Annotated in this window: 29 protein-coding genes; 10 read left to right on the top strand and 19 right to left on the bottom strand. The window is 42.3% G+C overall.

Features of this window, described 5'->3' with window-relative positions; all coding sequences use genetic code 11:
- Positions 1–258: 258 nt before the first annotated feature.
- On the bottom strand, positions 259–2499 hold the full coding sequence (locus LC048_RS17220; RefSeq protein WP_306048228.1) for a GGDEF and EAL domain-containing protein: 2241 nt from the start codon (positions 2497–2499) through the stop codon (positions 259–261).
- Between the two features lie 142 nt (positions 2500–2641).
- Positions 2642–3946, bottom strand: coding sequence for a DUF2254 domain-containing protein (locus tag LC048_RS17225; RefSeq protein ID WP_226601438.1), 1305 nt, complete (start codon positions 3944–3946; stop codon positions 2642–2644).
- A 377-nt stretch (positions 3947–4323) separates the two neighbouring features.
- Between LC048_RS17225 and rluF the strand changes: the two genes are divergently transcribed.
- Positions 4324–5031, top strand: a complete 708-nt coding sequence (gene rluF, locus LC048_RS17230) for a 23S rRNA pseudouridine(2604) synthase RluF (protein ID WP_226601504.1) — start codon at positions 4324–4326, stop codon at positions 5029–5031.
- Positions 5032–5079: 48 nt separating this feature from the next.
- Here rluF and LC048_RS17235 read toward each other — a convergent pair whose 3' ends face one another.
- Complete coding sequence (locus LC048_RS17235; protein ID WP_226601439.1) at positions 5080–5238, bottom strand: hypothetical protein; 159 nt, start codon at positions 5236–5238, stop codon at positions 5080–5082.
- A 109-nt stretch (positions 5239–5347) separates the two neighbouring features.
- Here LC048_RS17235 and LC048_RS17240 point away from each other — a divergent pair, with 109 nt between their 5' ends.
- Positions 5348–6115, top strand: a complete 768-nt coding sequence (locus tag LC048_RS17240; RefSeq protein WP_306048231.1) for an RQC-minor-1 family DNA-binding protein — start codon at positions 5348–5350, stop codon at positions 6113–6115.
- A 375-nt stretch (positions 6116–6490) separates the two neighbouring features.
- Here LC048_RS17240 and LC048_RS17245 read toward each other — a convergent pair whose 3' ends face one another.
- The 6 genes from LC048_RS17245 to LC048_RS25140 all read right to left on the bottom strand — a co-directional run bounded on the left by LC048_RS17245 (position 6491) and on the right by LC048_RS25140 (position 10234).
- The gene (locus LC048_RS17245; RefSeq protein WP_226601441.1) at positions 6491–7006 is read right to left on the bottom strand and encodes a CBO0543 family protein; all 516 of its coding nucleotides are present in this window, start codon (positions 7004–7006) and stop codon (positions 6491–6493) included.
- A gap of 110 nt (positions 7007–7116) precedes the next feature.
- Positions 7117–8058, bottom strand: coding sequence for a 5-oxoprolinase subunit C family protein (locus LC048_RS17250; protein WP_226601442.1), 942 nt, complete (start codon positions 8056–8058; stop codon positions 7117–7119).
- Positions 8055–8822 carry a 5-oxoprolinase subunit PxpA gene (locus LC048_RS17255; RefSeq protein ID WP_226601443.1) on the bottom strand — a complete coding sequence of 256 codons (768 nt, stop codon included), beginning with the start codon at positions 8820–8822 and terminating at the stop codon, positions 8055–8057. Before LC048_RS17255 ends, LC048_RS17250 begins: the two co-directional genes overlap by 4 nt.
- A gap of 5 nt (positions 8823–8827) precedes the next feature.
- Complete coding sequence (gene pxpB, locus LC048_RS17260; protein ID WP_226601444.1) at positions 8828–9544, bottom strand: 5-oxoprolinase subunit PxpB; 717 nt, start codon at positions 9542–9544, stop codon at positions 8828–8830.
- A 56-nt stretch (positions 9545–9600) separates the two neighbouring features.
- The gene (locus LC048_RS25135) at positions 9601–9864 is read right to left on the bottom strand and encodes a pyroglutamyl-peptidase I family protein (RefSeq protein ID WP_371931924.1); all 264 of its coding nucleotides are present in this window, start codon (positions 9862–9864) and stop codon (positions 9601–9603) included.
- Positions 9848–10234: a pyroglutamyl-peptidase I gene (locus LC048_RS25140; RefSeq protein WP_371931925.1), complete on the bottom strand. Its 387-nt coding sequence runs from the start codon at positions 10232–10234 to the stop codon at positions 9848–9850. Before LC048_RS25140 ends, LC048_RS25135 begins: the two co-directional genes overlap by 17 nt.
- Before the next feature lie 136 nt (positions 10235–10370).
- Here LC048_RS25140 and LC048_RS17270 point away from each other — a divergent pair, with 136 nt between their 5' ends.
- The 5 genes from LC048_RS17270 (at position 10371) to LC048_RS17290 (ending at position 13011) form a co-directional block, all read left to right on the top strand.
- Positions 10371–10817 carry a GNAT family N-acetyltransferase gene (locus LC048_RS17270; RefSeq protein ID WP_226601446.1) on the top strand — a complete coding sequence of 149 codons (447 nt, stop codon included), beginning with the start codon at positions 10371–10373 and terminating at the stop codon, positions 10815–10817.
- Positions 10818–10973: 156 nt separating this feature from the next.
- Positions 10974–11801 carry a glycerophosphodiester phosphodiesterase gene (locus LC048_RS17275; RefSeq protein WP_226601447.1) on the top strand — a complete coding sequence of 276 codons (828 nt, stop codon included), beginning with the start codon at positions 10974–10976 and terminating at the stop codon, positions 11799–11801.
- Between the two features lie 153 nt (positions 11802–11954).
- Positions 11955–12320 (top strand): DUF2089 domain-containing protein, encoded by a 366-nt coding sequence (locus LC048_RS17280; RefSeq protein ID WP_226601448.1) that lies wholly within the window; start codon positions 11955–11957, stop codon positions 12318–12320.
- Positions 12321–12331: 11 nt separating this feature from the next.
- Positions 12332–12715, top strand: a complete 384-nt coding sequence (locus LC048_RS17285) for an SHOCT-like domain-containing protein (RefSeq protein ID WP_226601449.1) — start codon at positions 12332–12334, stop codon at positions 12713–12715.
- Between the two features lie 5 nt (positions 12716–12720).
- Entirely contained in the window at positions 12721–13011 is a 291-nt protein-coding gene (locus LC048_RS17290) for a hypothetical protein (RefSeq protein ID WP_226601450.1), read from the top strand.
- A 51-nt stretch (positions 13012–13062) separates the two neighbouring features.
- Here LC048_RS17290 and LC048_RS17295 read toward each other — a convergent pair whose 3' ends face one another.
- From LC048_RS17295 to LC048_RS17305, 3 genes are all read right to left on the bottom strand, one after another.
- A complete protein-coding gene (locus LC048_RS17295) occupies positions 13063–13581 on the bottom strand; it encodes a GNAT family N-acetyltransferase (RefSeq protein WP_226601451.1) in 519 nt (172 codons plus the stop codon).
- A gap of 24 nt (positions 13582–13605) precedes the next feature.
- On the bottom strand, positions 13606–13734 hold the full coding sequence (locus tag LC048_RS17300) for a hypothetical protein (RefSeq protein ID WP_264188275.1): 129 nt from the start codon (positions 13732–13734) through the stop codon (positions 13606–13608).
- 186 nt (positions 13735–13920) lie between these two features.
- Complete coding sequence (locus tag LC048_RS17305; RefSeq protein WP_226601505.1) at positions 13921–14538, bottom strand: cell wall hydrolase; 618 nt, start codon at positions 14536–14538, stop codon at positions 13921–13923.
- Between the two features lie 288 nt (positions 14539–14826).
- On the opposite strand from LC048_RS17305, the gene LC048_RS17310 reads away from it, so the two are divergent.
- Complete coding sequence (locus LC048_RS17310) at positions 14827–16038, top strand: MFS transporter (RefSeq protein WP_226601452.1); 1212 nt, start codon at positions 14827–14829, stop codon at positions 16036–16038.
- 321 nt (positions 16039–16359) lie between these two features.
- On the top strand, positions 16360–17082 hold the full coding sequence (locus LC048_RS17315) for a DUF3784 domain-containing protein (RefSeq protein WP_226601453.1): 723 nt from the start codon (positions 16360–16362) through the stop codon (positions 17080–17082).
- Between the two features lie 331 nt (positions 17083–17413).
- Here LC048_RS17315 and LC048_RS17320 read toward each other — a convergent pair whose 3' ends face one another.
- From LC048_RS17320 to LC048_RS25145, 7 genes are all read right to left on the bottom strand, one after another.
- Positions 17414–18073 carry a DsbA family oxidoreductase gene (locus tag LC048_RS17320; RefSeq protein WP_226601506.1) on the bottom strand — a complete coding sequence of 220 codons (660 nt, stop codon included), beginning with the start codon at positions 18071–18073 and terminating at the stop codon, positions 17414–17416.
- A 152-nt stretch (positions 18074–18225) separates the two neighbouring features.
- Positions 18226–18678 (bottom strand): GNAT family N-acetyltransferase, encoded by a 453-nt coding sequence (locus tag LC048_RS17325; RefSeq protein WP_226601454.1) that lies wholly within the window; start codon positions 18676–18678, stop codon positions 18226–18228.
- Positions 18671–19201, bottom strand: a complete 531-nt coding sequence (locus LC048_RS17330) for an AAA family ATPase (protein WP_226601455.1) — start codon at positions 19199–19201, stop codon at positions 18671–18673. The genes LC048_RS17325 and LC048_RS17330 overlap by 8 nt, the downstream gene beginning before the upstream one ends.
- A 107-nt stretch (positions 19202–19308) precedes the next feature.
- Positions 19309–20157, bottom strand: a complete 849-nt coding sequence (locus tag LC048_RS17335; RefSeq protein ID WP_226601456.1) for an STAS domain-containing protein — start codon at positions 20155–20157, stop codon at positions 19309–19311.
- A 222-nt stretch (positions 20158–20379) separates the two neighbouring features.
- Positions 20380–20994 (bottom strand): protein kinase family protein, encoded by a 615-nt coding sequence (locus LC048_RS17340; RefSeq protein ID WP_226601457.1) that lies wholly within the window; start codon positions 20992–20994, stop codon positions 20380–20382.
- 65 nt (positions 20995–21059) lie between these two features.
- On the bottom strand, positions 21060–21452 hold the full coding sequence (locus LC048_RS17345) for a sporulation protein (RefSeq protein ID WP_226601458.1): 393 nt from the start codon (positions 21450–21452) through the stop codon (positions 21060–21062).
- Between the two features lie 17 nt (positions 21453–21469).
- Positions 21470–21688 (bottom strand): FbpB family small basic protein, encoded by a 219-nt coding sequence (locus LC048_RS25145; RefSeq protein WP_371931926.1) that lies wholly within the window; start codon positions 21686–21688, stop codon positions 21470–21472.
- A 196-nt stretch (positions 21689–21884) separates the two neighbouring features.
- Here LC048_RS25145 and LC048_RS17355 point away from each other — a divergent pair, with 196 nt between their 5' ends.
- Entirely contained in the window at positions 21885–22091 is a 207-nt protein-coding gene (locus LC048_RS17355; protein ID WP_226601460.1) for a hypothetical protein, read from the top strand.
- The last annotated feature ends 119 nt before the right edge of the window (positions 22092–22210 follow it).

The raw sequence follows: 22210 nt of genomic DNA on the forward strand, positions 1-22210 counted from the left end.
AATTTTTATTTAAAGTCGAGCGGCCTGCCTCCGAAAAGTTAGTGTGCAACCTTCTCTTTTGGGCAATCACTTGGGCTTTTTTCTTATTGAACGCCAGGAAACCAGCCTGGTGTATGGATGATTGCTTGCGTCTCGAGGAGTTAGGAGCCGCAGCTAGAAAAGCGACTCGAGGTGCTACGCGCTGGAGCTGGATTAAGAGAACTACCTGTAGTTATCCCAGTTAAATAATTTTATTAATTCCAAAATAAAGACACTCTGCTACTGCAGAATGCCTTCTTGATTTTTATTTTTGATCAGCAATTCTTCGATTGCTTCCACTGGTAACGGTCTGCTGAAATGGTAGCCTTGTCCTATCATACAACCATTTTCCAGCAAAAATCCAACCTGTTCCTGTTCTTCAACACCTTCTGCAATCACACTAAATTTAAGGTTGTGCCCCATGTCAATAATCGTCTTGACCATTGCTCCCTGGTTGGAATGATGGATGATATCATCAACGAAGGATTTGTCGATTTTGATTTTATCAATCGGAAAATGCTTCAGAAGGCTTAACGATGAATATCCGGTTCCAAAATCGTCAATCGCCAGCGTTACGCCAAGCTCCTTCAGTTGGTCTAAAATCAATGCTGTTTTCTCGCTGTTCTGCATGACACTCTCTGTGATTTCAAAATCTAGATAATTTGGTGCCAGCTGAGTATCGAACAGCACTTGTTTAATGCAGTCAATGAACGTGTCTTCCTGCATCTGGCGAACAGATATGTTCACTGACATCGGTATTGGGCTGTAGCCTTTCTCCTGCCATTCTTTGTTTTGTGCCGCTGCCTTTTCCAGCACCCATTTGCCAAGAGGAACAATCAATCCTGTTTCTTCGACCATAGGGATGAATTCAGCGGGTGAGATGATGCCTTTCTCAGGATGCACCCAGCGCACAAGTGCTTCTACCCCGATGATTTCCCCGGTTTCCAGATTCACCTGTGGCTGATAATGGAGCGTAAGCTGGTTTTGCTCCAACGCTTTCCTTAGCCCATTTTCGAGCTCCATTTTGCGAGAGGAGAGCCCGTGCAGCTTGTCGGTATAAAACTGGTAGTTGTTCTTCCCTCGTTCTTTGGCAAGGTACATCGCCGTATCCGCATGCTTGATCAGTGTTTCCTCATCCTGCCCGTCAGCAGGTGCCATGCTGATTCCAATGCTTGGAGTAACGAAGAACTCCTGACCTTCAATAGTCATCCCAGCATTAAACTCAACAAGAATTCTTTCTGCGACCTCAATGACTTGGTCCTTATCGAAATCCTTGAGTACAATGATAAATTCATCACCGCCCTGGCGTGATACTAGCCCTTGGTCTTTGACTGCACTCTTCAACCTGCTGGCTACAACCTTTAACAATAGGTCGCCAACACTGTGGCCTTTCGTATCATTGATAATCTTGAAACGATCGAGATCAAGAAAGAGTACAGCGAGCTTCCCGTTGCCGTTTGATAGAACAGCATTCAGGTGCTTCCTGACCATATTCCGATTCGGCAGCCCGGTAAGAACGTCATAATAGGCCATATATTTAATGGTTTTTTCTGCCTTCTTGCGCTGCGTCAAATCACGGTCTACAATTTGTTCAGCCATTCTTCCTTCATATAAAATCGGCATCGCAGACATTTCAACATCGATTAATTGTCCGCCTATCTTTGTCGCTTTAAATTCAAACCACAATTTTTCCTCAAAATTCTCATCTATTGTTAATTCACGATTTTTTATACGAGCCAGTACATCAAGCGGAATAAGCTTGGATATCGGCTGTCCAATCAATTCCTCTGGGCTTTTCGCATTGTACAGCTTGCATCCGGCTTCATTGATATAATCCAGCTTTCCTCTGCTGTATACAGCAATTAAATCAGGGGACATTTCCACTAGGCTGCGATAGCGTCCTTCACTTTCTTGCCGGTCGGTTATATCGAAAAGGACACTGGTAAAATCAACAAAATTTCCGTTTTCATCAATGACGGGAATGCCTCGATCCTGAATCCAGCGCACTTCTCCATCGGGCCGAATAATCCGATACACACTGGTGACTGCTTCTCCTCTTGATAAGCCATCTTCTCTGACAGCTAAAATATGCAGGTCATCAGGGTGGATAACTTTTTTCCATAGAGTGTTGTCATGATAAAACTCTTCAGAAGAATGTCCGTATAGTTTTTCGATACCAGATGTTATCAGCAATGTGTCCGTCTTCAAATCATGCGACCAGATCGCTACATCCAGAGTATCAAAAATGCTTTTCAGTCTCTTTTTATGTCCTTCCAAATCCTCGGATGCATGATTCACCGCTTTGAATATCCGTAAGACCAATGCGATAAAAACAATGGAGACAGCCAGATCAATCATATAGCCAACACCTTTACTTATGGGAAAATAAAATGAAGTCAGCCAATCAATCAACTCGGTAAACAACAGAAAAAAAACGATAATGAATCCGGTGTTCCTTTGTAACTTTCCGTCACTGCCCATTCAAACATTTCCCCCTGTGCCAGGCTGTAAAAAATCCAATATTCCTTTATTAACATAACAAATATTCTAAGTCACGCACAATGGAATTATTCCACACAGCCAATAAATTGTCATTTCTTACCCTGGCATACATGGGGACACATTAAAGGGCAATCCCTAGCACCGTTGATAATTCACGCTTTTTCTCGTTCAAATAGATGTGGTCGAGGTCCTTTAACTTGTTTGAATCGAACTTTTCCATGCTGTAGATATACAGCTCCCAAATGCTTTTCTTTAAGGAATCGTCAGCTGTTTTTCCAATCAAAAGAAAAGCGTCGATGAGGGCGGTCAGAATGGAAAAATCCTGGCTTCCATAATGGATTATTTGATAAAAGGATAAATATAAAATATCCATCGTCCGCTTTTGCTTCCCAATAATCCTCGGCTGCATATCTTCATCATAATAGGCTATATAGCGTCCATTCGAACGGACACGGCATAGATGGGACAAGGCCATGCCCAAATAGGAAATACAGACTCTTGCTGTGTTTGGGTCGTTAATTCCGGGTGAGATGGCTCTCAAGGCAACTTCTACAATCTTCTGAAGCGCAAATTCTGGATCTTGGATTGATGACCGCTCCTTCCCCAGCTTCAAGTATTGATTCAGGACGGCTTCGATATCCTCATCGATTTCACCGCTATGATGGATTCTGAAGGCGATACTGTCCTCTGTCAGAAAATCACCGTTCAGGAAATTGGCTTCAACCCCGAGTGCGTTCTGAGATGCATATTTCAATAACCCTTCATAGTCGGTCAGTTGGACGTAGCCATAGTCTCTGCATTTTACATCGCGGACGAATTCATAGGTGAAACCAGCATCTTTCCTGTCATTTATCACATTCGTGTAGTCACTTTCCAATATATCTTCCTGTCTCCTAATGACCTTTAATGCGCCCTCAGTAATCTCCCGGATCAGCGTGCTCACCTGAACGGAGGTTGCGACATTATGGATAAAATAAGCGAAGAATGCGAGGCAAATGAACGCAATGAAGACTCCAACCGTAGCTGAAATCACCTGACTCTCATACCAAGTTTCACTCATGAACAGCAGCGACAGAATCGAGTAGACGAAGCCGCCCATGAAGATTCCGAGCACACGCATCGTCACAGGATCCTCGACAAAGTTACTTAGCGTCCTCGGTGAAAATTGTGATGAATATGTAGTCAGCACGACCATGATCGTAGAAAAAGTAATCGTCGTCATCGTCAGCAGCGCTCCAGAAATCGTTCCTAAAATCGTCTGTGCCAGCTCGACATTAGTCAGCAGGAACGATGGGACTATTCCCTGTGCCAGCTCATTATGATCGATATATATCACAGCCAATGCGAGCAGGAATGCGAGTACACTATAAATTACCGGCTTCAGCCACATACTTTCCCTTATACGTAAAACTATCTTTTTCAACAAACTTCCCAGCCCCTTTTGTTACCAACTCTTTCCTTACTTATTTAGACCATTTGGGGTTTGTTTAATCCTTTCTATTATATTTATTAGAGTTCCTGTTATATTTCCCATAAGCTCTTTTTTTACTTTTATCCTCTTATATAGAGAGACAAGAAGCTCGAACCTATAGTTAGCTTTACTGGTAAAAATAATAACGCAACAATGAAGCTATCCTTCTTTGTTGCTTTTACTTCCTCTTCCATTATTCCTTTTTTTTCAAGTCCTTCATGCTGGTCTTTTTCATCGACGAAACCATGGACATATACAGCAGGAAAGCTTGAAAATAAACGCTCAGTGGAATATTCTTAGATGTATACTTCATATTTAAGGATGGGATTAACCTGCGTATCAATAAATTCATCAGCGAAACTGGTAAAACGTCAAGACGTGGCGCAGACCGGCTCATTGAGGAAGGGCGCGTGTCAATCAATGGGAAGGTTGCGAGGATCGGCAGCCAGGTTGAGCCCGGAGATGTCGTTCGCCTGAATGGCGAAGAAATCAGGGTCGCGCAAAACTATGTATATATTGCTTTGAATAAACCAGTCGGAATCACCAGCACAACGGAAAGACATGTGAAGGGCAATATCATTGACCTTGTTAACCACCCGCTAAGAATCTTTAACATCGGACGGCTTGATAAGGATTCCGAAGGCTTAATTCTTCTTACAAATGACGGAGATATCGTCAATGAAATTCTCCGGGCTGAAAATAAGCATGAAAAGGAATATATTGTTTCTGTGGACAAGCCTGTCACTTCAGAATTCGTCAAGGCTATGTCAGAAGGCGTGAGAATCCTCGGAACGAAAACATTACCTGCAAAGGTGGTCCAACTATCAAAATACGAGTTCAATATCATATTGACACAGGGGTTGAACAGGCAGATCCGCCGCATGTGTGAAACCCTCGGATATCAAGTCGTCAGGCTGCAACGCATCAGAATCATGAATATCCACCTTGGAAACCTTCCAATTGGTCAATGGCGTGACCTGTCGAAAAAAGAGAAAAAACAGCTTTTCAGCGACTTGAATTACGAGCCTAAAGAATGGTAAAAGGATGAGCGACTCCGCCTCATCCTTTTTGTTTTAAATTGATGCTGCTCAGGGCTGGTCTTCATTTCTCAGCAATTTGAGGAACAACTTTACGCGGTCAAGGTAGACAACCATAGCGAAAAGGCTGAATCCACACACTGCCAGCAGCAGCCAAACGGGCAATTTTTCAAGCAGGTACCCAAACAGGATAAATCCTAATGGTGTCATCCCACTTGACCCTGTTTCAAAAATAATACTTTTTCAATGTTGCTGGCATGGATGAATGAAGTATGGTCTAATAATCACATAACGATATAGCTGATTGGGGTTTTTTTAGATGAACAAAAATAGTACGAATTTGTTAAACGAAGATGAACTTACCACAATCCTGCTCGCTGCTAATGAAATCATTATGTACGGAGGAAAAGTCCTGCTTGGCAAGATTCTTTCAGGCTCCAAGGATAAGAGGATTTATACAGCTGACCTCCATCACTCCCCTATGTATGGAGCATTTGCGGACATAAAACAAAAAGAAGTCATAGAGAAGGTTGAATGGGTGATCGCTAATGGCTACCTGACAACAGACGAAAGGCTCTCCCTACTTATGTATACAGACAAAGGCTGGGACTTTGTTAAAGATGAACTGGCAAAGAGTATTTACACTGAGTTCGCTCTGGCTGCTGAATTTGGGAGATATGAGTATGTGCAATTCATCCTTGGCCAGCATCCAGAATTAAAAATGGATCTGCTCGATCTCATTGAAGAGAGGAGCAGCAAGGAACTAATCGACATCCTGATTGAGTGGCTGGAGCTTGAGAATTTCAAACCTATTCCAGAAAGAATCCGTGAAGTCTTACAGGCACTGGACAAAGATATCTCACACAACCCGCATGTCACTCATGAAATAAACTCTTTTGAGGCAAATAAAAATTGGCTTATGATTCCTGCCGAAATCCGCCAGATGCTAGTCCGGAACGTTTTTTGCGGACATTGCAAAGACACCGTGCAAATCGAAAAATATGTCATCAAGACCTTGCGCGATACTGTTGTGCTTGAAGGAAAATGCAAAAACTGCGGCAATTCGGTCGCAAGAGTGATTGATTAATGGTACCTTGCATGAAAAAACTCAGATGAAATTGGATATTTAAAAACACGGTGGAAACCTCTCCACCGTGTTTGCTTTTGAATAGGGCTATGAATCCCGATATTCCTGACTTTTTGAATATATTCCTTAGTCCAGGTTGTTTATTCCTGACTTTTTGAATATATTCCTTAGTTCAGGCTGTTTATTCCTGACTTTTTGAATATATTCCTGAATCTAAAAACCACAGTATATTCCTGTTTAATGTTTATCATTATTTTCCCTTCTTACCTCATGCCTGCTGATATACAGCCACATTGCCATATAAGTCAGGAATAGCAAAACAAGAAACACTGGTGCTGACAACACATTCTGTATCAACAATTTTAGCCACCTCTTTTACTTTAGGCTGTCCAGCGGGAACGGAAAAAATAAATAGAAAATAACCGCTAACAGGATAGATATAATCCAGGCAATCACCGGTTTCCGATAATGTATCCGCAGGATCACAAACAAAATCAAATTCAGCCAAATGTTGTGCCAACTGTTCCAGCCATTGTCGTATACAAACATCCCTTTATGCGCGAATAAAGCCTCAATGATTGTGTAAAAGGTTACCCATGTGCCGACATAAATGAACTGGTTCCTTCTTGTTGAAGGAAATCGCTGCAGATAAATGACCAGTCCGACCGGACAAATGAAGAATGTGAATGCAATGTTGATGATCGAGTGATTCAGCCAATCAGCTGTTATTCCACGGAATGCCCATAAAGTGTGATTATAGTAAAGAGTGTTGTAGAGCAGATTGACCATTATAAAAAATAGTATAGTTGAGTATTGTTTTTTCCATTGTGACCAATCAACAAATTTATAAGCGAAAAAAATCCAGACTGCCATCACCAATAATAAATACATGCTTCTCTCTCCCCGAAAATACTGATTTTATCAGTTATTTCCAGCCGAAGAGTTTTTATACAATTCAAAAAGACCTGATACAGAATAGTCAGGTCTCACTAAAAGGTTAGTTAGCTAGAAACAATAGAAAGGACTTTAAAAAGTTTTCTCTGCTTCCGGTAAAGCTCTTGCGCTTCTTCAATGGTGATTCCAGCAAAACGGATTTTTGCTCCAGGCATTGCCTGGGCAAGCAGAGGAAGATCGACAGAAATTACTGTGGCAATCCTTGCGTAGCCGCCTGTCGTCTGTCGTTCTGCCATCAAAATGATTGGCTGCCCGTTAGAAGGTACCTGGATTCCTCCTGCCGGAATAGCATCAGAAATAATATCAGCTCCGTCAATGTGGTTAAGTTCTGGGCCTGCAAGGCGATAGCCCATCCTGTTTGACTGGGGTGATATCGTGTATTCATTTGATAAAAATCGCTTGATGGCATCAGGATGAAATTTTTCCAGATGAGGGCCGAGAATCACCCGTATTTCAATCTGGGCATGATATTCAGGAATAAAGTCTTTATGTAAAAAGCGATTATTCCGGACAAAAGGCATTCCCTGTACAAAATCCCCTGCATCTAGTGCCCGGCCATCAAAACCGCCCATCGTGCCATTGATAAATGTGGACTTGCTGCCTAGCACGAGCGGGACATCAATTCCACCGGCAAAGCCAATGTACGCCCTTGCCCCGCTTTCCACTTTACCGAAAGACAGAATATCTCCTTTTCTAAAAACAAAGCTTTTCCACATCGATACTTTTTTCTTGTTCACCATTGGCTGCAGATTCCCGCCGCAAATGGCCATCGACACATCCTTCAATGCTTCAAGACTGGGTCCCATCATCGTAGCTTCCAGCCCTGCTTCATGAAGAGGATTCCCGACCAGGAGATTGGCCATTTGCAAAGAATAGGAATCCAGCGCTCCAGAAGGACTGATGCCATACTGCTGAAAACCTGTTCTGCCTAAATCCTGTACTGTTGTCTGCAGGCCCGGTTTTAAGACTTTTAACAAGGGTTTCGTCATAGAGAATCCCAACCTCTGCCGACTTCTACTCCTTCAGCCTTTAATGCCTCATTCAATTTAACTGCAAAGTCGAGTGCCCTAGGTTCATCTCCGTGGATGCAAATTGTGTCTGCCTTGATTTCAATGTCTGTCCCGTCAACTGCCTCAACTCTTCCTTCACGTACCATCCGGATCACCCTGTTGATTGCTAATTCAGGATCGTGAATGATCGGGTTTGTATGTGAACGGGGCGTCAACGAGCCATCAGGCTGATAGGTTCGGTCAGCAAACACTTCTTGGGCCACCTGCAGGCCATGTTCCTTTCCAGCTTTCACTAGTGAGCTGCCTGCGAGACCGAATAAAACAAGAGCAGGATTAACATCTGCCACTGCACACGCAACAGCATCCGCGATTAATTTATCCTTCGCAGCCATATTATACAGTGCGCCATGCGGCTTTACATGACCTACTTTTGTGCCACAAGTCTTCGCTATCGCTGAAAGAGCGCCAATCTGGTACACAGTCAGATTGTAGATCTCCTCAGCACTCAGCTTCATTTCTCTCCTGCCGAAACCATGCAGATCTGGAAAGCCAGGGTGTGCGCCAATCCTCACTCCATGTGCTTCTCCCATTTTCACCGTTTCCATCATGACATTATGGTTGCCTGCATGATAGCCGCAGGCGATATTGGCAGAAGTGATATGCTTTAACACTTCACCGTCATTGCCAATTTTAAATAATCCATAGCTTTCACCTAAATCACAGTTAAGATCAACAAACAACACTTCCCTCACCTCTTTTCAAACCTGTCTACCTGGTATGTATCACCCATTTGTTTTATCGTTAAAAATTGCTCCTCACTGATTGGCACAAATTTAATATAATGACCTGAACTGAAAAAGAATGGTTCCTCCTTCTCCGGCGAAAACAAGGTAACAGGAGTCGTACCAATAATCCTCCATCCTGAAGGAACGTCTGCAGGATAAATCCCTGTTTGATTCCCGCCAATCCCGACAGCACCGGGCATCACATTTTGCCTTGGCTGATCAAGCCTCGGCACCGCCAGCGTTTCAGGCAAGCCTCCCAGATACGGAAACCCAGGCATGAATCCCATCATATAGATGAGGTATTCTCTATTTGCGTGAAGATTGATGACCTCCTGCTCGTCCAGGCCATGATAATCAGCGACATAAGCCAAATCCTGGCCCCATTCTCCGCCATAACAAACCGGAATTTCATAGACAAGCGGCCTGTCTGTTTTCGATTTCACAGGAGACAGATTGACTCTTTCAAGCTCGGCTTTAAGATCGTCATAAGCGATGACATCAGGTTGATAATAAATCGTCAGAGACGTATAGGCAGGCACCCATTCTACAATGCCTTTTATTTTTTCTTTTTCAAGCTTGCTAACGAAGAGCTGTATTCGCCCGTTCGTTTTTTCATTAATTTCATTCCCAAATGACAAAACTACTGCCAAATCACCCAGCGGCGAAATTGCATACTCCATTCTTTGTCTCTGTCTCCTTTTAAAAATGCCAGACAAATTCCATCTGGCATCCTTTCTTATTGTCGCACTACAACCTTGGCACAAGTTTCAACAATCACCTTCAGTGCTTGGGCCATTGTTTCCTGGGGCAATGAAGGCAGTGATGGATTGAGCGCTGACATTTTCGTCGATGCAGGAAAATGGATAAATCCAGCCTTGGTGTGCAGATTCTTTTTCTGGATATGATTTAAAACAGCATATAAGGTGTTATTGCAGATGAAGGTACCGGCACTGTTCGAAATAGCCGCAGGAATATGCTGTGCATTAAGATTTTTTTTCAATCAATCTGATTGGCAGGGTGGAAAACAATCCATCCGGCCCTTCTTCGTCAATCACTTCATCTGTTGGGATATTCCCCTTATTGTCTGGATATGGGTCACCAGAGCCAGTATCCTTAATATTTATTCCAATCCGCTCCGGAGTAATTGCCGTCCTGCCTGCTGCCAGGCCACAGGAAATCACCACATCAGGCTGGAAATCGACCATCTTTCTAATCAACTCTTCCGCACACTCATCATAATTGACCGGCAACAGGACCGTTGAGATTTCCACATTCTCTATCTCGAACTTTTCCGCTTCCAGCAACAATTCCTCAGTAGGATTGATCTTCATTTTCCCAAACGGCTCAAAGCCGGAAATAAGAACTTTCATTTAGCAAACCTCGTTTCCCAGTTTTAACTTAAATTCGATGTATTAAAAATTTTACTATAGTTAACTATGGATATATACATTTTAAACTCATAAAATTGGGTTTAGTTTTAATATTCCAATAATAACAGGTGATCAAATGGAAATAGAATACTGCAAAGCAACGGAGCTTGAATTGCAAGAGATTTTTAGCATGGCGGGTGTGAATAGAGCTGAAGCTACGGGGATACAGGCAGATAATAACCAAGAAGAGAAGATAGAAGCTTATAAGAATTCCTTAGACCAGGGTGCTTATTTTCTGGTTGCGCGAACTCAGAAGTCTTTGATTGGCTGGGTACTGGTGGACCGCAGCCTGGACTGGTTCACCCAGAAGGAGATCGGCTGGATCAGTGATGTTTATGTAAAACAGTTTTACAGGCAGAATGGTGTCGCAAAATCCTTGATTGAACAAAGCCTGGTAGAATTTAAGCACCTTGGATATAATGATGTCCGCCTGAATGTCTTTTCATTTAACGAGAAAGCAATTCGCTTATACGAAAAGCTAGGCTTCAAAGACGTCAGCAAATTCATGAGGGTTGAAATATAGGCAAAAATTACTCATCCAAATGTAAAGGAAACTAAGAAAATATAACTGAATAAATTTATAATTCCATTACTCTCTTCATACAGAAATGACACGGGCTCTAAACATTTCTCCGTTAATCTATCATTGTTACATAAATTATGCAGAGGAGATGGAGAAATGAAGAAAACATTAATCGGAACTGGAGTTGCCTTAACCCTCATGCTTAGCCCTTTCCAGCAGGCGTTTGCTGCTGAACCTACCACTGGTGAATTGAGGCAGTTTGACACTGTCGCCCACCGTGGGGCTGCAGGTTATGCACCAGAAAACACAATCGCTGCATTTGATAAGGGGCTGGAAATGAAGGCTGATTACATTGAAATCGATGTTCAGCGCAGCAAGGATGGCGAATTGGTTGTCATTCATGACACTACTGTGGATCGCACAACAGATGGCACTGGCAAAGTAGGCGACCTCACACTTGAAGAACTGCGAAGTCTGGATGCCGGCAGCTTTAAAGGAGAACAATTTGCTGGAGAAAAAATCCCTACCTTCGAAGAAATACTCGACCGTTACCATGGTAAAATCGGTATTTTGATAGAATTGAAGGCACCTCAGCTTTATCCCGGAATCGAAGAAGCTGTGGCAGAGGAATTGAAGGCGAGAAATCTGGATAAGCCGCAGAACGACAAGATTATTATCCAATCCTTTAACTTTGAATCAATGCAAAAAATGGATGCCCTGCTACCGGAAGTTCCGATTGGTGTTTTAACCTATTCAAGTTCCCATACAACGGATGCTGCCCTTCAGGAATTCGCTGCATACGCTGATTTCTTCAACCCAAGCTACGGACTCGTCACAAAGGAACTGGTCGAAAATGTCCATAGTCTCGGAATGGAGATCCAGTCATGGACAGTACGAAGCCCTGAAGCAGCTCAATTCCTCATTGATATGAAGGTCGATGGCATTATTACGGATTACCCTGATTATGTTGATCCGCGCAATTAACCTCAAACCCTGTCCAGATTTGGACAGGGTTTTTTAGTTTAGTTTTATATATTTAAAAATATAATTAAATAAATTAATTATTTTTAAATTAAATATTTACATTTTTAATTTAAGTGTATAATATATACCTAAACACACTGAAAGGAGGCAGTTATGGCATATCCTGTACTAACAAATTGTCCTGTTTGCAGCCAAACCCTTAAAATTACCAAGCTAAAATGCAATCACTGTGATACAACCATTGAAAACGAATTTGAACTTTCAAAGCTTGCTTCTTTAACAAAGGAACAGCTTCACTTCGTCGAAATCTTCCTTGTATCCCGCGGAAATATTAAAGAAGTGGAAAAAGAGCTCGGAATTTCCTATCCGACTGTCCGGGGAAAGCTTAACGATATTATCACTGCCCTTGGATATGACACTCAAAAGAAAAATGAGCTGGATGAAAAGAAAATCGTTGCGATGCTGGAGAAGGGTGAAATTTCTCCAGAAGATGCGATCAAACTTTTAAAAGGTGAATAGGAGGAATTTTGATGAGTGAAGAAATTTCAAGAATTTTAACGATGGTACAAGAAGGAAAAATCGATTCAGAAAAAGGTGCCCAGCTGATTGCCGTGCTCAAGGAAAAAGAAACCTCTGCCTTACCTAGCAAACAAAATAAATACTTAGATAAAACATTAAAAATCCGTGTTGTATCCAGTGAAAATGACAATGTAAACGTCAATGTGCCGATCAAGCTCGTAAAAGCCCTTCTCAAAGCCGGTCACAGCATCGCTGCTGGCATCCCTCAATCCCAGCAATACGTCAAGGATCTCGATATCAACATGCTGATCGATGCAATCGAAAATGAGCTGGACGGGAACATCGTTGACATCCAATCAGCAAACGGTGATACCGTTAAAGTCGCCATTGAGTAAAGCATATGATGAAAATAAAAATCAAAACATCTAATAAGATCGCATTCTCCCTCCCAGTCCCTTACACAATCTTAAAAGCTGCCAACTCCATTCTTACATCTAAAAAATTTCGGAACCAGATGCACAAATGGGCGAATCAGGATCTTGAGCATAAACATGTCCCTCCCTGGCTTTTCGATACTTTACTAAACAAACAGCTAATGAATGAAATCATCCACGAACTGGGCAAGCATAAAGGAACTTTGCTTGTTGATGCGAGATTGCATGATGGTACAGAGGTCATTGTGAAGCTATGAAAGTAAGAAACCCTGACTCCATTTGCAACGAAGACAGGGTTTCTTTCTATATCAGAACAATTTTTCGAAGCAAACATATAATTCATGTCCTTCTGGCTTTCCATTCATCATAACTCTTCCGGTAATTGTATAACCCCTTTTTTCATAAAAGGAGACAGCCCCCTCATTTCCGGAGTAAGTATCTAACCGGAGCACACCATATCCGTGATCCTTCGCAAAGTCCTCGGCAAATTGTAGCATCTTGCTGCCATACCCGCCGCCCTGAGCAGATGGGTCGACACAAAACGAGTGGAGAATCAGCGGCTTTCCTTCTGTTTTAGACCAGTTCGCATTCTCCCATTCAGGAGCCTGCCACTCATCGAGCACCATCACACCAATGGTGTCCTTGCCTTTTTTCAAAACAAACAGCTCTTCACCCTGCATCGCATTTTCGAAATACTCATGGTTGGGGTATTTTTCATCCCATTGCAAGATACCTCTCGACTCAAGATACTCTTTGCATTCCGCAAACATCTCGCCGATGACAGGTAAATCCTCTTCGGTTGCACGCTCAATTTGTTCTGCAGCCATAATTTATTACTCCTTCACCGCACTTTATTCGCTGTCAGGCGTTATGTTAAAAAAGTTTGCACTTTTATTCTTCTTCTTTTCTTCATTTTTCCTATCATCCATTTTCCCGTCGGATTCATAGCTTAATTTGAATTGGTTCTCCTTCTTTTTCATTCCTATTCCTCCTAAATTGAAATACTTCCATCCCATCCTCGCTTATTCTACTGTAGAATAGCTACTGTTTTGCCCAATCCGGGCAGCCAAATCGAGTCGCCCTACTTAACAGTATTCTGTGCCTTTTTTTACCTCTGAATGCATAAAAAGCACCAGTTTCTAAAGAAACCGATGCTAGATATGACATTAATATGCAAAGTAGTGATTTCCTATCTGTTTGGTCACTGTTCTCGTAAAAATCCATTGATTAGTTGCGAGCTTTGGATTGTAGTAATAAACCGATCCATAAGAAGGATCCCAGCCGAGCAATGCATCCTTTACTGCAAGGTACGCTGTAGCGGTCGGCGAAAGATTAAACTGGCCATCATTTACCGCTGTAAAAGCATTTCTTTGAAAGATGACATCCTGTACTGTGTCAGGAAAGTCATCAGATTCTACCCTATTTAAAATCACCGATGCCACTGCGACCTGTCCCTGGTAACTCTCTCCCCGGGATTCCCCATATACCACATGAGCCATCATCTCGATTTCCTGAATAAGCCTGGATGTCTTCGGACCGACGCCTCCAATCGGTTCAAGGCCAAAATCCCTTTGAAACTGCTTCACTGCTGCCGTAGTGATTGGACCATAATAGCCAGTTGTTGTCGTTTTAAAATAGCCGAGCTTTTTCAAAATAGATTGAACATATGTAACATCTGACCCAACTGACCCCATTCCAATGCTCGCTGCCTGAGCTCCTGACTGCCCAAAACCAAGAATAGTACAAATGACAATTGCGCCTGCCAGGCTCTTTATGTACTTCATCAAACTCTCCACTCCCATTTCCTTTTAACTTGTATGTATGATCATTTCCAGTGGATTAACCACATGCACCTCCTTTTTCATATCCATATACATTTCCCTGTTATGAAAATGTAAAAACTCGTACAAAAAAATGGAAATGGTCAATGGTACAAATTTCATAATCACGTATCTTTTTTCATCTTCTTAACGTTATTAGAATATACTGTAAAAATATTTAGCTTTACGAAGGTTTATAATTATCGGATAATTATGGAGAAGTAAAAAAAATCGAAACCGAGAGGCAAGGATATGTGGAGAAATAAAAATGTCTGGATTTTATTGACCGGCGAGTTTATTGCTGGGTTAGGACTATGGCTTGGAATCATTGGAAATCTGGAGTTTATGCAGGAACATATTCCTTCTGACTTTTTAAAATCTCTCCTGCTTGCAGCTGGATTATTGGCTGGGATCGCAGTTGGACCTCTTGCAGGAAGATTGACAGACCAATACAGCAAAAAGACTGTCATGCTGAATTCTGGTTTCGTACGAATAATCAGTGTCGTTTTTATGCTGATTGCCATTCAAACCAGTTCTGTATGGTGGATGCTTGTGTTCCTTGTGTTATTGCAAATATCTGCCGCTTTCTACTTTCCGGCACTCCAGGCAGCAATTCCGCTTGTCGTTAGTGAGAAGGACTTATTGCAGCTGAATGGAGTCCATATGAATGTGTCCACCTTGTCACGTATCATCGGGACTGCCGCTGCAGGAATTTTGCTTGTCGCCATCCCTCTGAATGCAGTATACCTCCTTTCGATGGCGGCCTACATCATCCTGTTCGGACTGACCTGGTTCTTACAGTTTGATGAAAACAAAAAGGCCTCTGCAGTCAAGGATGGTCAGCAAAAACAAGGATTCAAAGACGTGTTCCCTATCATCGTCAAGCTGCCGATTGTAATGATGACCTTGATATTGACCTTGATTCCGCTTATATTCCTGGGAGGCTTCAACCTGGTTGTCATCAATATAAGTGAATTGCAGGACAGTACTGCCATCAAAGGCTGGATTTATACTGCCGAAGGTCTCGCCTTCATGAGCGGCGCATTTTTGATCAAACGAATCAGCTATAAATTTTCACCATATAAAATCTTGTTCGCAAGCTCGATGTTAATCGGCTTCTCCCAGCTGATGCTCTATTTTGCCAATCAGCCAGTCCTGACGATCATCGCCTTTCTGCTGTTCGGATTTTCAGTAGGCTGCTTCTTCCCGACAGCCGCTACGATTTTCCAAACCAGAGTGCCTAAAGAGTTTCATGGACGTTTCTTCTCGTTCCGGAATATGATGGACCGCGTCTTCTTTCAGGTTGTCTTGTTAATGACCGGATTCCTTCTCGATGCAGTCGGACTCCAAAATATGAGCGTCATGTTTGGTGCCCTGTCAATCGTAATGACTGCGATCTTTTTCATGAGGTCGAGAAACTTAAGGGCTGCCAACTCGGAAACTGAGCAAAGCGTAAACTCATAGACTAAATGAAATGGAGTTATTATGAGCCCGAACCACCTTTATTTCTTTGCGTCATCAAGGCTGACGGACACTTTTCTTTTGAGTCACGACTTTTCTGTCCGTCATCAAGTCTATGACGGACACTTTTCTTTTGAGTCACGACTTTTTTGTCCGTCATCAAGGCTGTGACGGACACTTTTCTTTTGAGTCACGATTTTTCTGTCCGTCATCAAGGCTGTGACGGACACTTTTCTCCAAATTCACCTGATTTTTGTCCGTCAGTGAAACTTGTTTCCTGATAATTCGTATAAGTAGGTAAGGACTCTTATAGAGGTGATCGTTATGACGTTATTTATTGGGATTCAACTTTTTACGATTGTTATGTTCCTGTTCTTGGGATGGGCGATCGTCAAAAAGGAATGGTACTGGCTGATTTCTAATTTCAATGGCAAACCGAAGGATGAGCAGCAGCAATTAATCAAGAATGGCTATCCACAAAGAGTTGGGAAGCTGATGCTGGCTACTGCAGCGGGGATGGTCCTTTTGCTGCCTTTAAGTTTCACTTCTTTTCAATTTTCCCTTGAAGTCCAGTTTGGTTTCATGATGGTATACCTTCTCGGGGGTCTGATTTACCTTTCCAAATATGAAATAAAAGAGAAACGCAAGCGGAGTTATATCTTCAGTTCCCTTCTCGCCATTGGAACGATTGGTTTTATAGTGGGACTTTTCTTTACAGGATATCAGGACTTTGAACTGAAGGACAATGGTGATTCTTTTGAAATTACAGGCATGTATGGCGAAGTGTGGGACTACGCAGATATTCGCCATGTAGAAATTCTTGAGGAAATGCCGGAAGTGACATGGAAACAAAACGGGTTCGGTCTTGCAACGATGGCAAAGGGCCAGTTCAAGGTAAAAGATTACGGAAGCAGCCTGCTTTTTATCCACAGTGAAGCACCACCTTATTTATACATCGAAACGGACAGTGACAAGATTTTCATTAACAGCAAAAGTCCAGATGAAACGAAAGAATGGTATAACATGCTTTCTAAAAAAGCAAAGTAAGGGTGCCCATACAAAAACGGGCACCCTTTATTTATATCTAGATCTCTTTGATTGTGTTTGCATCATTTCAACGTCCAGTAATTGGTTGTTTGTCTCAGATTTGGTCATCATCTATTCCTCCAAAGATGTAGTTACTTTTTGTAAGCAATTGTGAGCGGCGTTCTGTCAGGAAGTATGATCCTGACTTTAAGATTTCACAAGAAGAAATTTTAGATATTTTAAAAGAAGCTGTACAGGCAAGGCTGCTATAACAGGGCATCCAACAACGCGTATTCCAATTGAGGAAATCGTGGAATTTATTTAATCACATAGAAAAGAACTAATCCGAGGACTAGTTCTTTTTATTAGGAATTTCACAACCATCGTCATCACAAATCATTCCGTCATCATTGTTCAAAACGGTGATTTCACTCTCGGCAATGACTTTTTTCAATGACTGGACGATAACATCAGTCGGCTGTGCGCCGGTAATGGCGTACTTTTTATTGATAAGGAAAAATGGTACACCTGTAATGCCGTACTGCTGGCCGGTGCTCTCATCGGCACGGACTTCATCGGCCATATCATCGCTTGCAAGCATTTCCTCTACTGCTCCACGCTTTAGCCCGACTTCTGCAGCAAGCTCTGTCAATGTTTCATGGTCCCCAATGTGCTTTGATTCAGTAAAATAGGCACGTAAAATCCGTTCGGTCATTTCCGCCATTAACCCATGCTTTTTCGCAAACATCGTCAAACGATGAGCATCAAATGTATTGGTTAAAATAAGCGTGTCCATATTGTATTCCAGACCGGATTCTTCTGCCATTTGCACCATATTAGCCGTGCTCGCTTTCGCCTGGGCTACACTCATCCCATATTTCTTTGCTAAACCGTCATATATATTATAGTCAATGTCCCGTTCCATGTTTGGATCAAGCTCAAAGCAACGATACGTCACTTCAATATGGTGATCAATCTGTTTAATAGCGTCATCCAGACGCCTTTTGCCAATATAGCAGAACGGTCAAGCAAAGTCAGTCCACATTTCAATCTGCATTACGTATACCTCCATTCGGTTATTCCCCTATAGTATAGGTGTTAAGCTTGTAAAATACACGAGATTCGACTCGAAGAAGCAGGCTGATCAATGCCCACAATGTATACCTATTCTATTTCGTAAACCACCCAGTCTGATTGCTCGCTGCCCATTTTTTTGTATAGACTTTGAGCAATGTAATTATCCTTGGCCGTTTCCCATGTCATATAAGCGAAGTTATTCTTCCTTATATGTGCCAGGCATTTTTCAAAAAGCTGCTCTCCTGCTTTTTGGCCTCTTGCGTCAACTGAAACGAATAAGTCATTCAAAATTGCCGCCCGTTTCACCTGGAGCGTGCTGAAAGTGTAATACAGAGTAGCGAATCCAACGATTTCTCCTTCCATTTCAGCCACGATCTGCAAACCCGATTCAGGATGGTCCAGCAAGTGTTGAATCAACTTTTTCAATTCTTCCTCATTTGGTTCTGGCTTCTTGTAAAAATCAACAATGTATTGGATCATTAACTCGTATAATAGAGGAATGTCGCGTTCTGCAGCAGATCGTATAGTCAGCTCAGCCATGCCCCTCGCCTCCGAAATATAATTTCCCTAGCTCATTGGAACCTTTTACGATGTACAGTTTATCCTGGTGGCCGCGCAGTATATTCATTATTTCCTGTCTGCTCTTCTCTTCAAAATATCTGTTCCAAACAAACATCTTCCTGAATATTTTTAGAGTTGGAGTGTAATTAGCCTTTTCAACTCCAAGTTTTTGCAGAATGAATCTTTTGATGATCCTGTATTTTCTTTTTCGATAGGAAAGGTCCAAGAAAATGATCATATCTGCCTTTTCAAAGCTCTCCGCAACCCACTCGTAATGGACACCTTCGATTATCCACGAATCGGTTTTAACGATTGACTTCAAATACTCATCTCGTTCCTTTTCGCTCCGCCTAATATCTCCAGTATCGGTTCTTTGCCAGACAACATTGTCAAGTTCATGGTGCGGCAAGTTGAATCTGGCTGACAGACTTCTGGACAGGGTCGTCTTCCCGCTTCCGACTGAACCAATGATATGAATTTTGATTGGTTTATTTTTCGTCATAAAACATCATCACTTTTTCTATATTTTACCTTCAAATTCTCTTCCTTTTTGGTATATCCTCTTTTTTTGCGCAAAATAAAAAAGCTGCCTGGGCAGCTTTTCGAAATTTAAGCATTTTGCAGTGTCTGAATTTCTTTGAATGCCTGATGAAGATTTGATTTTACCATTATACCTTCGAGGTTGAGTCCAAGCGTCACCATTGTATGGGCAACCTCTGGACGGATGCCAGTCATGATAGTCTTTACCCCAACTAGTGATAGAGCGCTGATTACCTTGAACAACTGGTCCGCAACCATCGTATCAACGATCATGACTCCTGACACATCAAAGATAAGGTGAGTAAGCTTGAGTTTTACAGCTTGGTCCAGTGTTTCTTCCATCAACAGCTGGGCTCTTTCCGTATCAACATTCCCAACAAGTGGCAATACCCCGACTCCCGGCATTAACGGAACTACTGGTACTGACAGTTCCAGCAATGCAGTTTTCGCGTTTTCAAGGCTCTTTTGGTGCGCGTCGACAAACGTAAGGCTGAAGCTGTAGATCGCATGGTCCATCAATGGATCTATAATATCCAAAACAGCAAAGATGGCAGAAGCAGGCATATCCTGTGCTTCTTCCTTGATTGCCTTCCAAATATGCTCACGGTAAAAGCTTGTATCTTTCAATGCTTCATCAAGAGATGCACCTAGCTTATAAATATACTCGCCAGTCTCTTTACCCCAGTTGGTGATTGTAGCAAATCCTTTTTCTTGATCTTCATGTTCAATCAATGCTTGACCGAATAGTTCAATGAAGCCTGCCCGGATCTCGAGGATTTGCTTTTCAATTTTACGAAGGTCATACTTCTGTGCTTCTGTTAAATCGGCTTCGGCATAGCGGTCTTCGTGGACAGCTTTGGCGATTTCGTGCTTCCTGCTGACAATTGCTTCTCCCAATGCTTGCAGTTTTGTGGTCATGTAGATTCCTCCATGTGTTCAATGACAATTAAATATATATTCTACGGATTATCTTCCAAAAACATTTTATAATTCATCATAACTCAGGTTCAGAATGAAGGACAAGTTTTTGCACTTATGGACGTTCACGGAATTAGATTTCCGAAAAGAAAAATCAGTTTTTTCCTCATCTAGCTTTCAACCAGGAAATTATATACAAACAAGGACTGCAGCCACACAAGATTAGTTAATTGATGGCAACAGTCCTCTTTTATAAAAGTATGCAATTAGATTCATCGCAGGCTCTGGCATTTTTTTCGGGAAGCGTTCATGTCTGTAATATTTATTAAAAGCGCTTTTTAGGTCCTCCCACTGAGAACATTGCTTCGTCTGGCGGAATCGAGCCACATCTATAAGCTTGACTTCATCATCAGGTGTGATGATGATATTCCGCAGATGGATATCGGATGGGTTTAATCCTTTTTGTCTTGCAAGCTTAAGGGCTTGATCGACATCCTCAATATGCTCCGCAGCAATTGGCAGGCCATTCACCAAACATTGAAATAGCGTCATGCCCCGAACATAATCCATGACCAGATAGTTGCTTCCTGACTCATGAAGAGATGGGAAGAACGAATTCCCAGCAAGCACCCTATAAATCCCAGCCTCTTCTTCTGCCACTTTATCAAAATGAGGAAAAAAAACCTTTAAAACCAGGCTCGTACCTTTGATTTTGAACGCAAAAGCACTCCTGCCCTCTCCAATCAGCTTTAGTGATGGATCTTTATGAACCAAAGCAGCTTTTGTTCCTCGGATTGAATATACAACACTATTTGCTAGATGTTCATATCGATTCATTATCTTGCTCCTCTCACCATGCTCCCGAAGGCGGGATCTTTTTTAGCTAAAGCAGAGTCCGAAGTTCAGCCCTTCACCACTTTAATCATGTCTTCGTCCCAGCTTTCAACTCCCTGTTTAAAGACTAGCTTTGTTTTGAAATGATAAGAGATATCCTTGCTTGAAGGAGGGACATCCAGCGGCAGCAGGAAACTGAACGGCACCATATCATCTCCATCTGGCTGAATCCTCACCTGTACATCGATTGATACAGTATTCAGTACATTTTCTGCATCTGTCTTCAAATTTACCATCACAAGTGCACACTCAATGAGCTGGAGATCCTGGTCAACCGTCCCGCCCTTGATCAAAAACTTCCCATTTACCGAATCACCAGGGATAAAAACATCCTCCTCTAAAATCAGGTCGATTTGGGCGGAGCCTACCCCTAGCAGAGACATATACTTCCGTAGCAGCATCCTGTTCCTCCGTCTATTTACTTTTTTGGATTGGTGTATTTCTCATCCAGCCGCTTCTCGATGATCTCGATCCGCTTTTGGTCTGCTAACAATTCTTCTTTATTCTTTTGAACAAGTTCCTCAAAACTAATCTGTAATTTCTTCACAACATCCACACTCCAATATTTAAATTTATGTTTCAAGATAAGAAAATGTCTCTTGAAAAAGTCTTTTTCGTAAACATTTATTTGTGCCATATGAACTCTTCCTGGTTCTTTGAAAATGGGAATCTGTCGATTATGGCCCTATTCTTTTCTTGCCTTTTACGGGAACTTATCTCATCTTTCGTTGATCATAATCTCTTCATCGCTAATACGGGTACATCGCCTTCAGTTTATCTAAGAAAAACGCAAGCGCCTTGGTCAGCCCAGACAAGCGCTGGAAGGCCGACCAGTGAAGTCGCTCTTTGACTTCATTGGTCGGATCGAAACCGAAAAGTATAGCCGACTGCCCAGAAACGCAGAAACTGGAGACTCCGACAAAAAAGCGCTTTTTGCTTCTGCCGGCGGAGTTGAAGTTTCGGAGTTTCTAGGAGGCGACACTGGACTAGCGTCTCAAGGAGTTAGGAGCCGCAGCCAGACAAGCGACTCGAGGGGCTAGGCGCTGGAGCTGGACACTAATCTAAGTACAAAAATTTTATACTTTCTTATCCAGCAAAAAAGACCTTCACCCGATCAGGTGAAGGTCTGGAAACAAATAAAGACCTTCACCAAAATGGC

The sequence above is a fragment of the Mesobacillus subterraneus genome (genome assembly GCF_020524355.2).
GTDB lineage: Bacteria > Bacillota > Bacilli > Bacillales > Cytobacillaceae > Mesobacillus > Mesobacillus subterraneus_C.

Bases quoted from the DNA above. Each gene is read 5' to 3' on its own strand.
- LC048_RS17220 (WP_306048228.1), bottom strand. From the start codon at position 2,499: ATGGGCAGTGACGGAAAGTTACAAAGGAACACCGGATTCATTATCGTT.
- LC048_RS17235 (WP_226601439.1), bottom strand. From the start codon at position 5,238: ATGACACCATTAGGATTTATCCTGTTTGGGTACCTGCTTGAAAAATTG.
- LC048_RS17240 (WP_306048231.1), top strand. From the start codon at position 5,348: ATGAACAAAAATAGTACGAATTTGTTAAACGAAGATGAACTTACCACA.
- LC048_RS17245 (WP_226601441.1), bottom strand. From the start codon at position 7,006: ATGTATTTATTATTGGTGATGGCAGTCTGGATTTTTTTCGCTTATAAA.
- LC048_RS17250 (WP_226601442.1), bottom strand. From the start codon at position 8,058: ATGACGAAACCCTTGTTAAAAGTCTTAAAACCGGGCCTGCAGACAACA.
- pxpB (WP_226601444.1), bottom strand. From the start codon at position 9,544: ATGGAGTATGCAATTTCGCCGCTGGGTGATTTGGCAGTAGTTTTGTCA.
- LC048_RS25140 (WP_371931925.1), bottom strand. From the start codon at position 10,234: ATGAAAGTTCTTATTTCCGGCTTTGAGCCGTTTGGGAAAATGAAGATC.
- LC048_RS17270 (WP_226601446.1), top strand. From the start codon at position 10,371: ATGGAAATAGAATACTGCAAAGCAACGGAGCTTGAATTGCAAGAGATT.
- LC048_RS17275 (WP_226601447.1), top strand. From the start codon at position 10,974: ATGAAGAAAACATTAATCGGAACTGGAGTTGCCTTAACCCTCATGCTT.
- LC048_RS17280 (WP_226601448.1), top strand. From the start codon at position 11,955: ATGGCATATCCTGTACTAACAAATTGTCCTGTTTGCAGCCAAACCCTT.
- LC048_RS17285 (WP_226601449.1), top strand. From the start codon at position 12,332: ATGAGTGAAGAAATTTCAAGAATTTTAACGATGGTACAAGAAGGAAAA.
- LC048_RS17290 (WP_226601450.1), top strand. From the start codon at position 12,721: ATGATGAAAATAAAAATCAAAACATCTAATAAGATCGCATTCTCCCTC.
- LC048_RS17295 (WP_226601451.1), bottom strand. From the start codon at position 13,581: ATGGCTGCAGAACAAATTGAGCGTGCAACCGAAGAGGATTTACCTGTC.
- LC048_RS17300 (WP_264188275.1), bottom strand. From the start codon at position 13,734: ATGAAAAAGAAGGAGAACCAATTCAAATTAAGCTATGAATCCGACGGG.
- LC048_RS17305 (WP_226601505.1), bottom strand. From the start codon at position 14,538: ATGAAGTACATAAAGAGCCTGGCAGGCGCAATTGTCATTTGTACTATT.
- LC048_RS17310 (WP_226601452.1), top strand. From the start codon at position 14,827: ATGTGGAGAAATAAAAATGTCTGGATTTTATTGACCGGCGAGTTTATT.
- LC048_RS17315 (WP_226601453.1), top strand. From the start codon at position 16,360: ATGACGTTATTTATTGGGATTCAACTTTTTACGATTGTTATGTTCCTG.
- LC048_RS17325 (WP_226601454.1), bottom strand. From the start codon at position 18,678: ATGGCTGAGCTGACTATACGATCTGCTGCAGAACGCGACATTCCTCTA.
- LC048_RS17330 (WP_226601455.1), bottom strand. From the start codon at position 19,201: ATGACGAAAAATAAACCAATCAAAATTCATATCATTGGTTCAGTCGGA.
- LC048_RS17335 (WP_226601456.1), bottom strand. From the start codon at position 20,157: ATGACCACAAAACTGCAAGCATTGGGAGAAGCAATTGTCAGCAGGAAG.
- LC048_RS17340 (WP_226601457.1), bottom strand. From the start codon at position 20,994: ATGAATCGATATGAACATCTAGCAAATAGTGTTGTATATTCAATCCGA.
- LC048_RS17345 (WP_226601458.1), bottom strand. From the start codon at position 21,452: ATGCTGCTACGGAAGTATATGTCTCTGCTAGGGGTAGGCTCCGCCCAA.
- LC048_RS25145 (WP_371931926.1), bottom strand. From the start codon at position 21,688: ATGGCACAAATAAATGTTTACGAAAAAGACTTTTTCAAGAGACATTTT.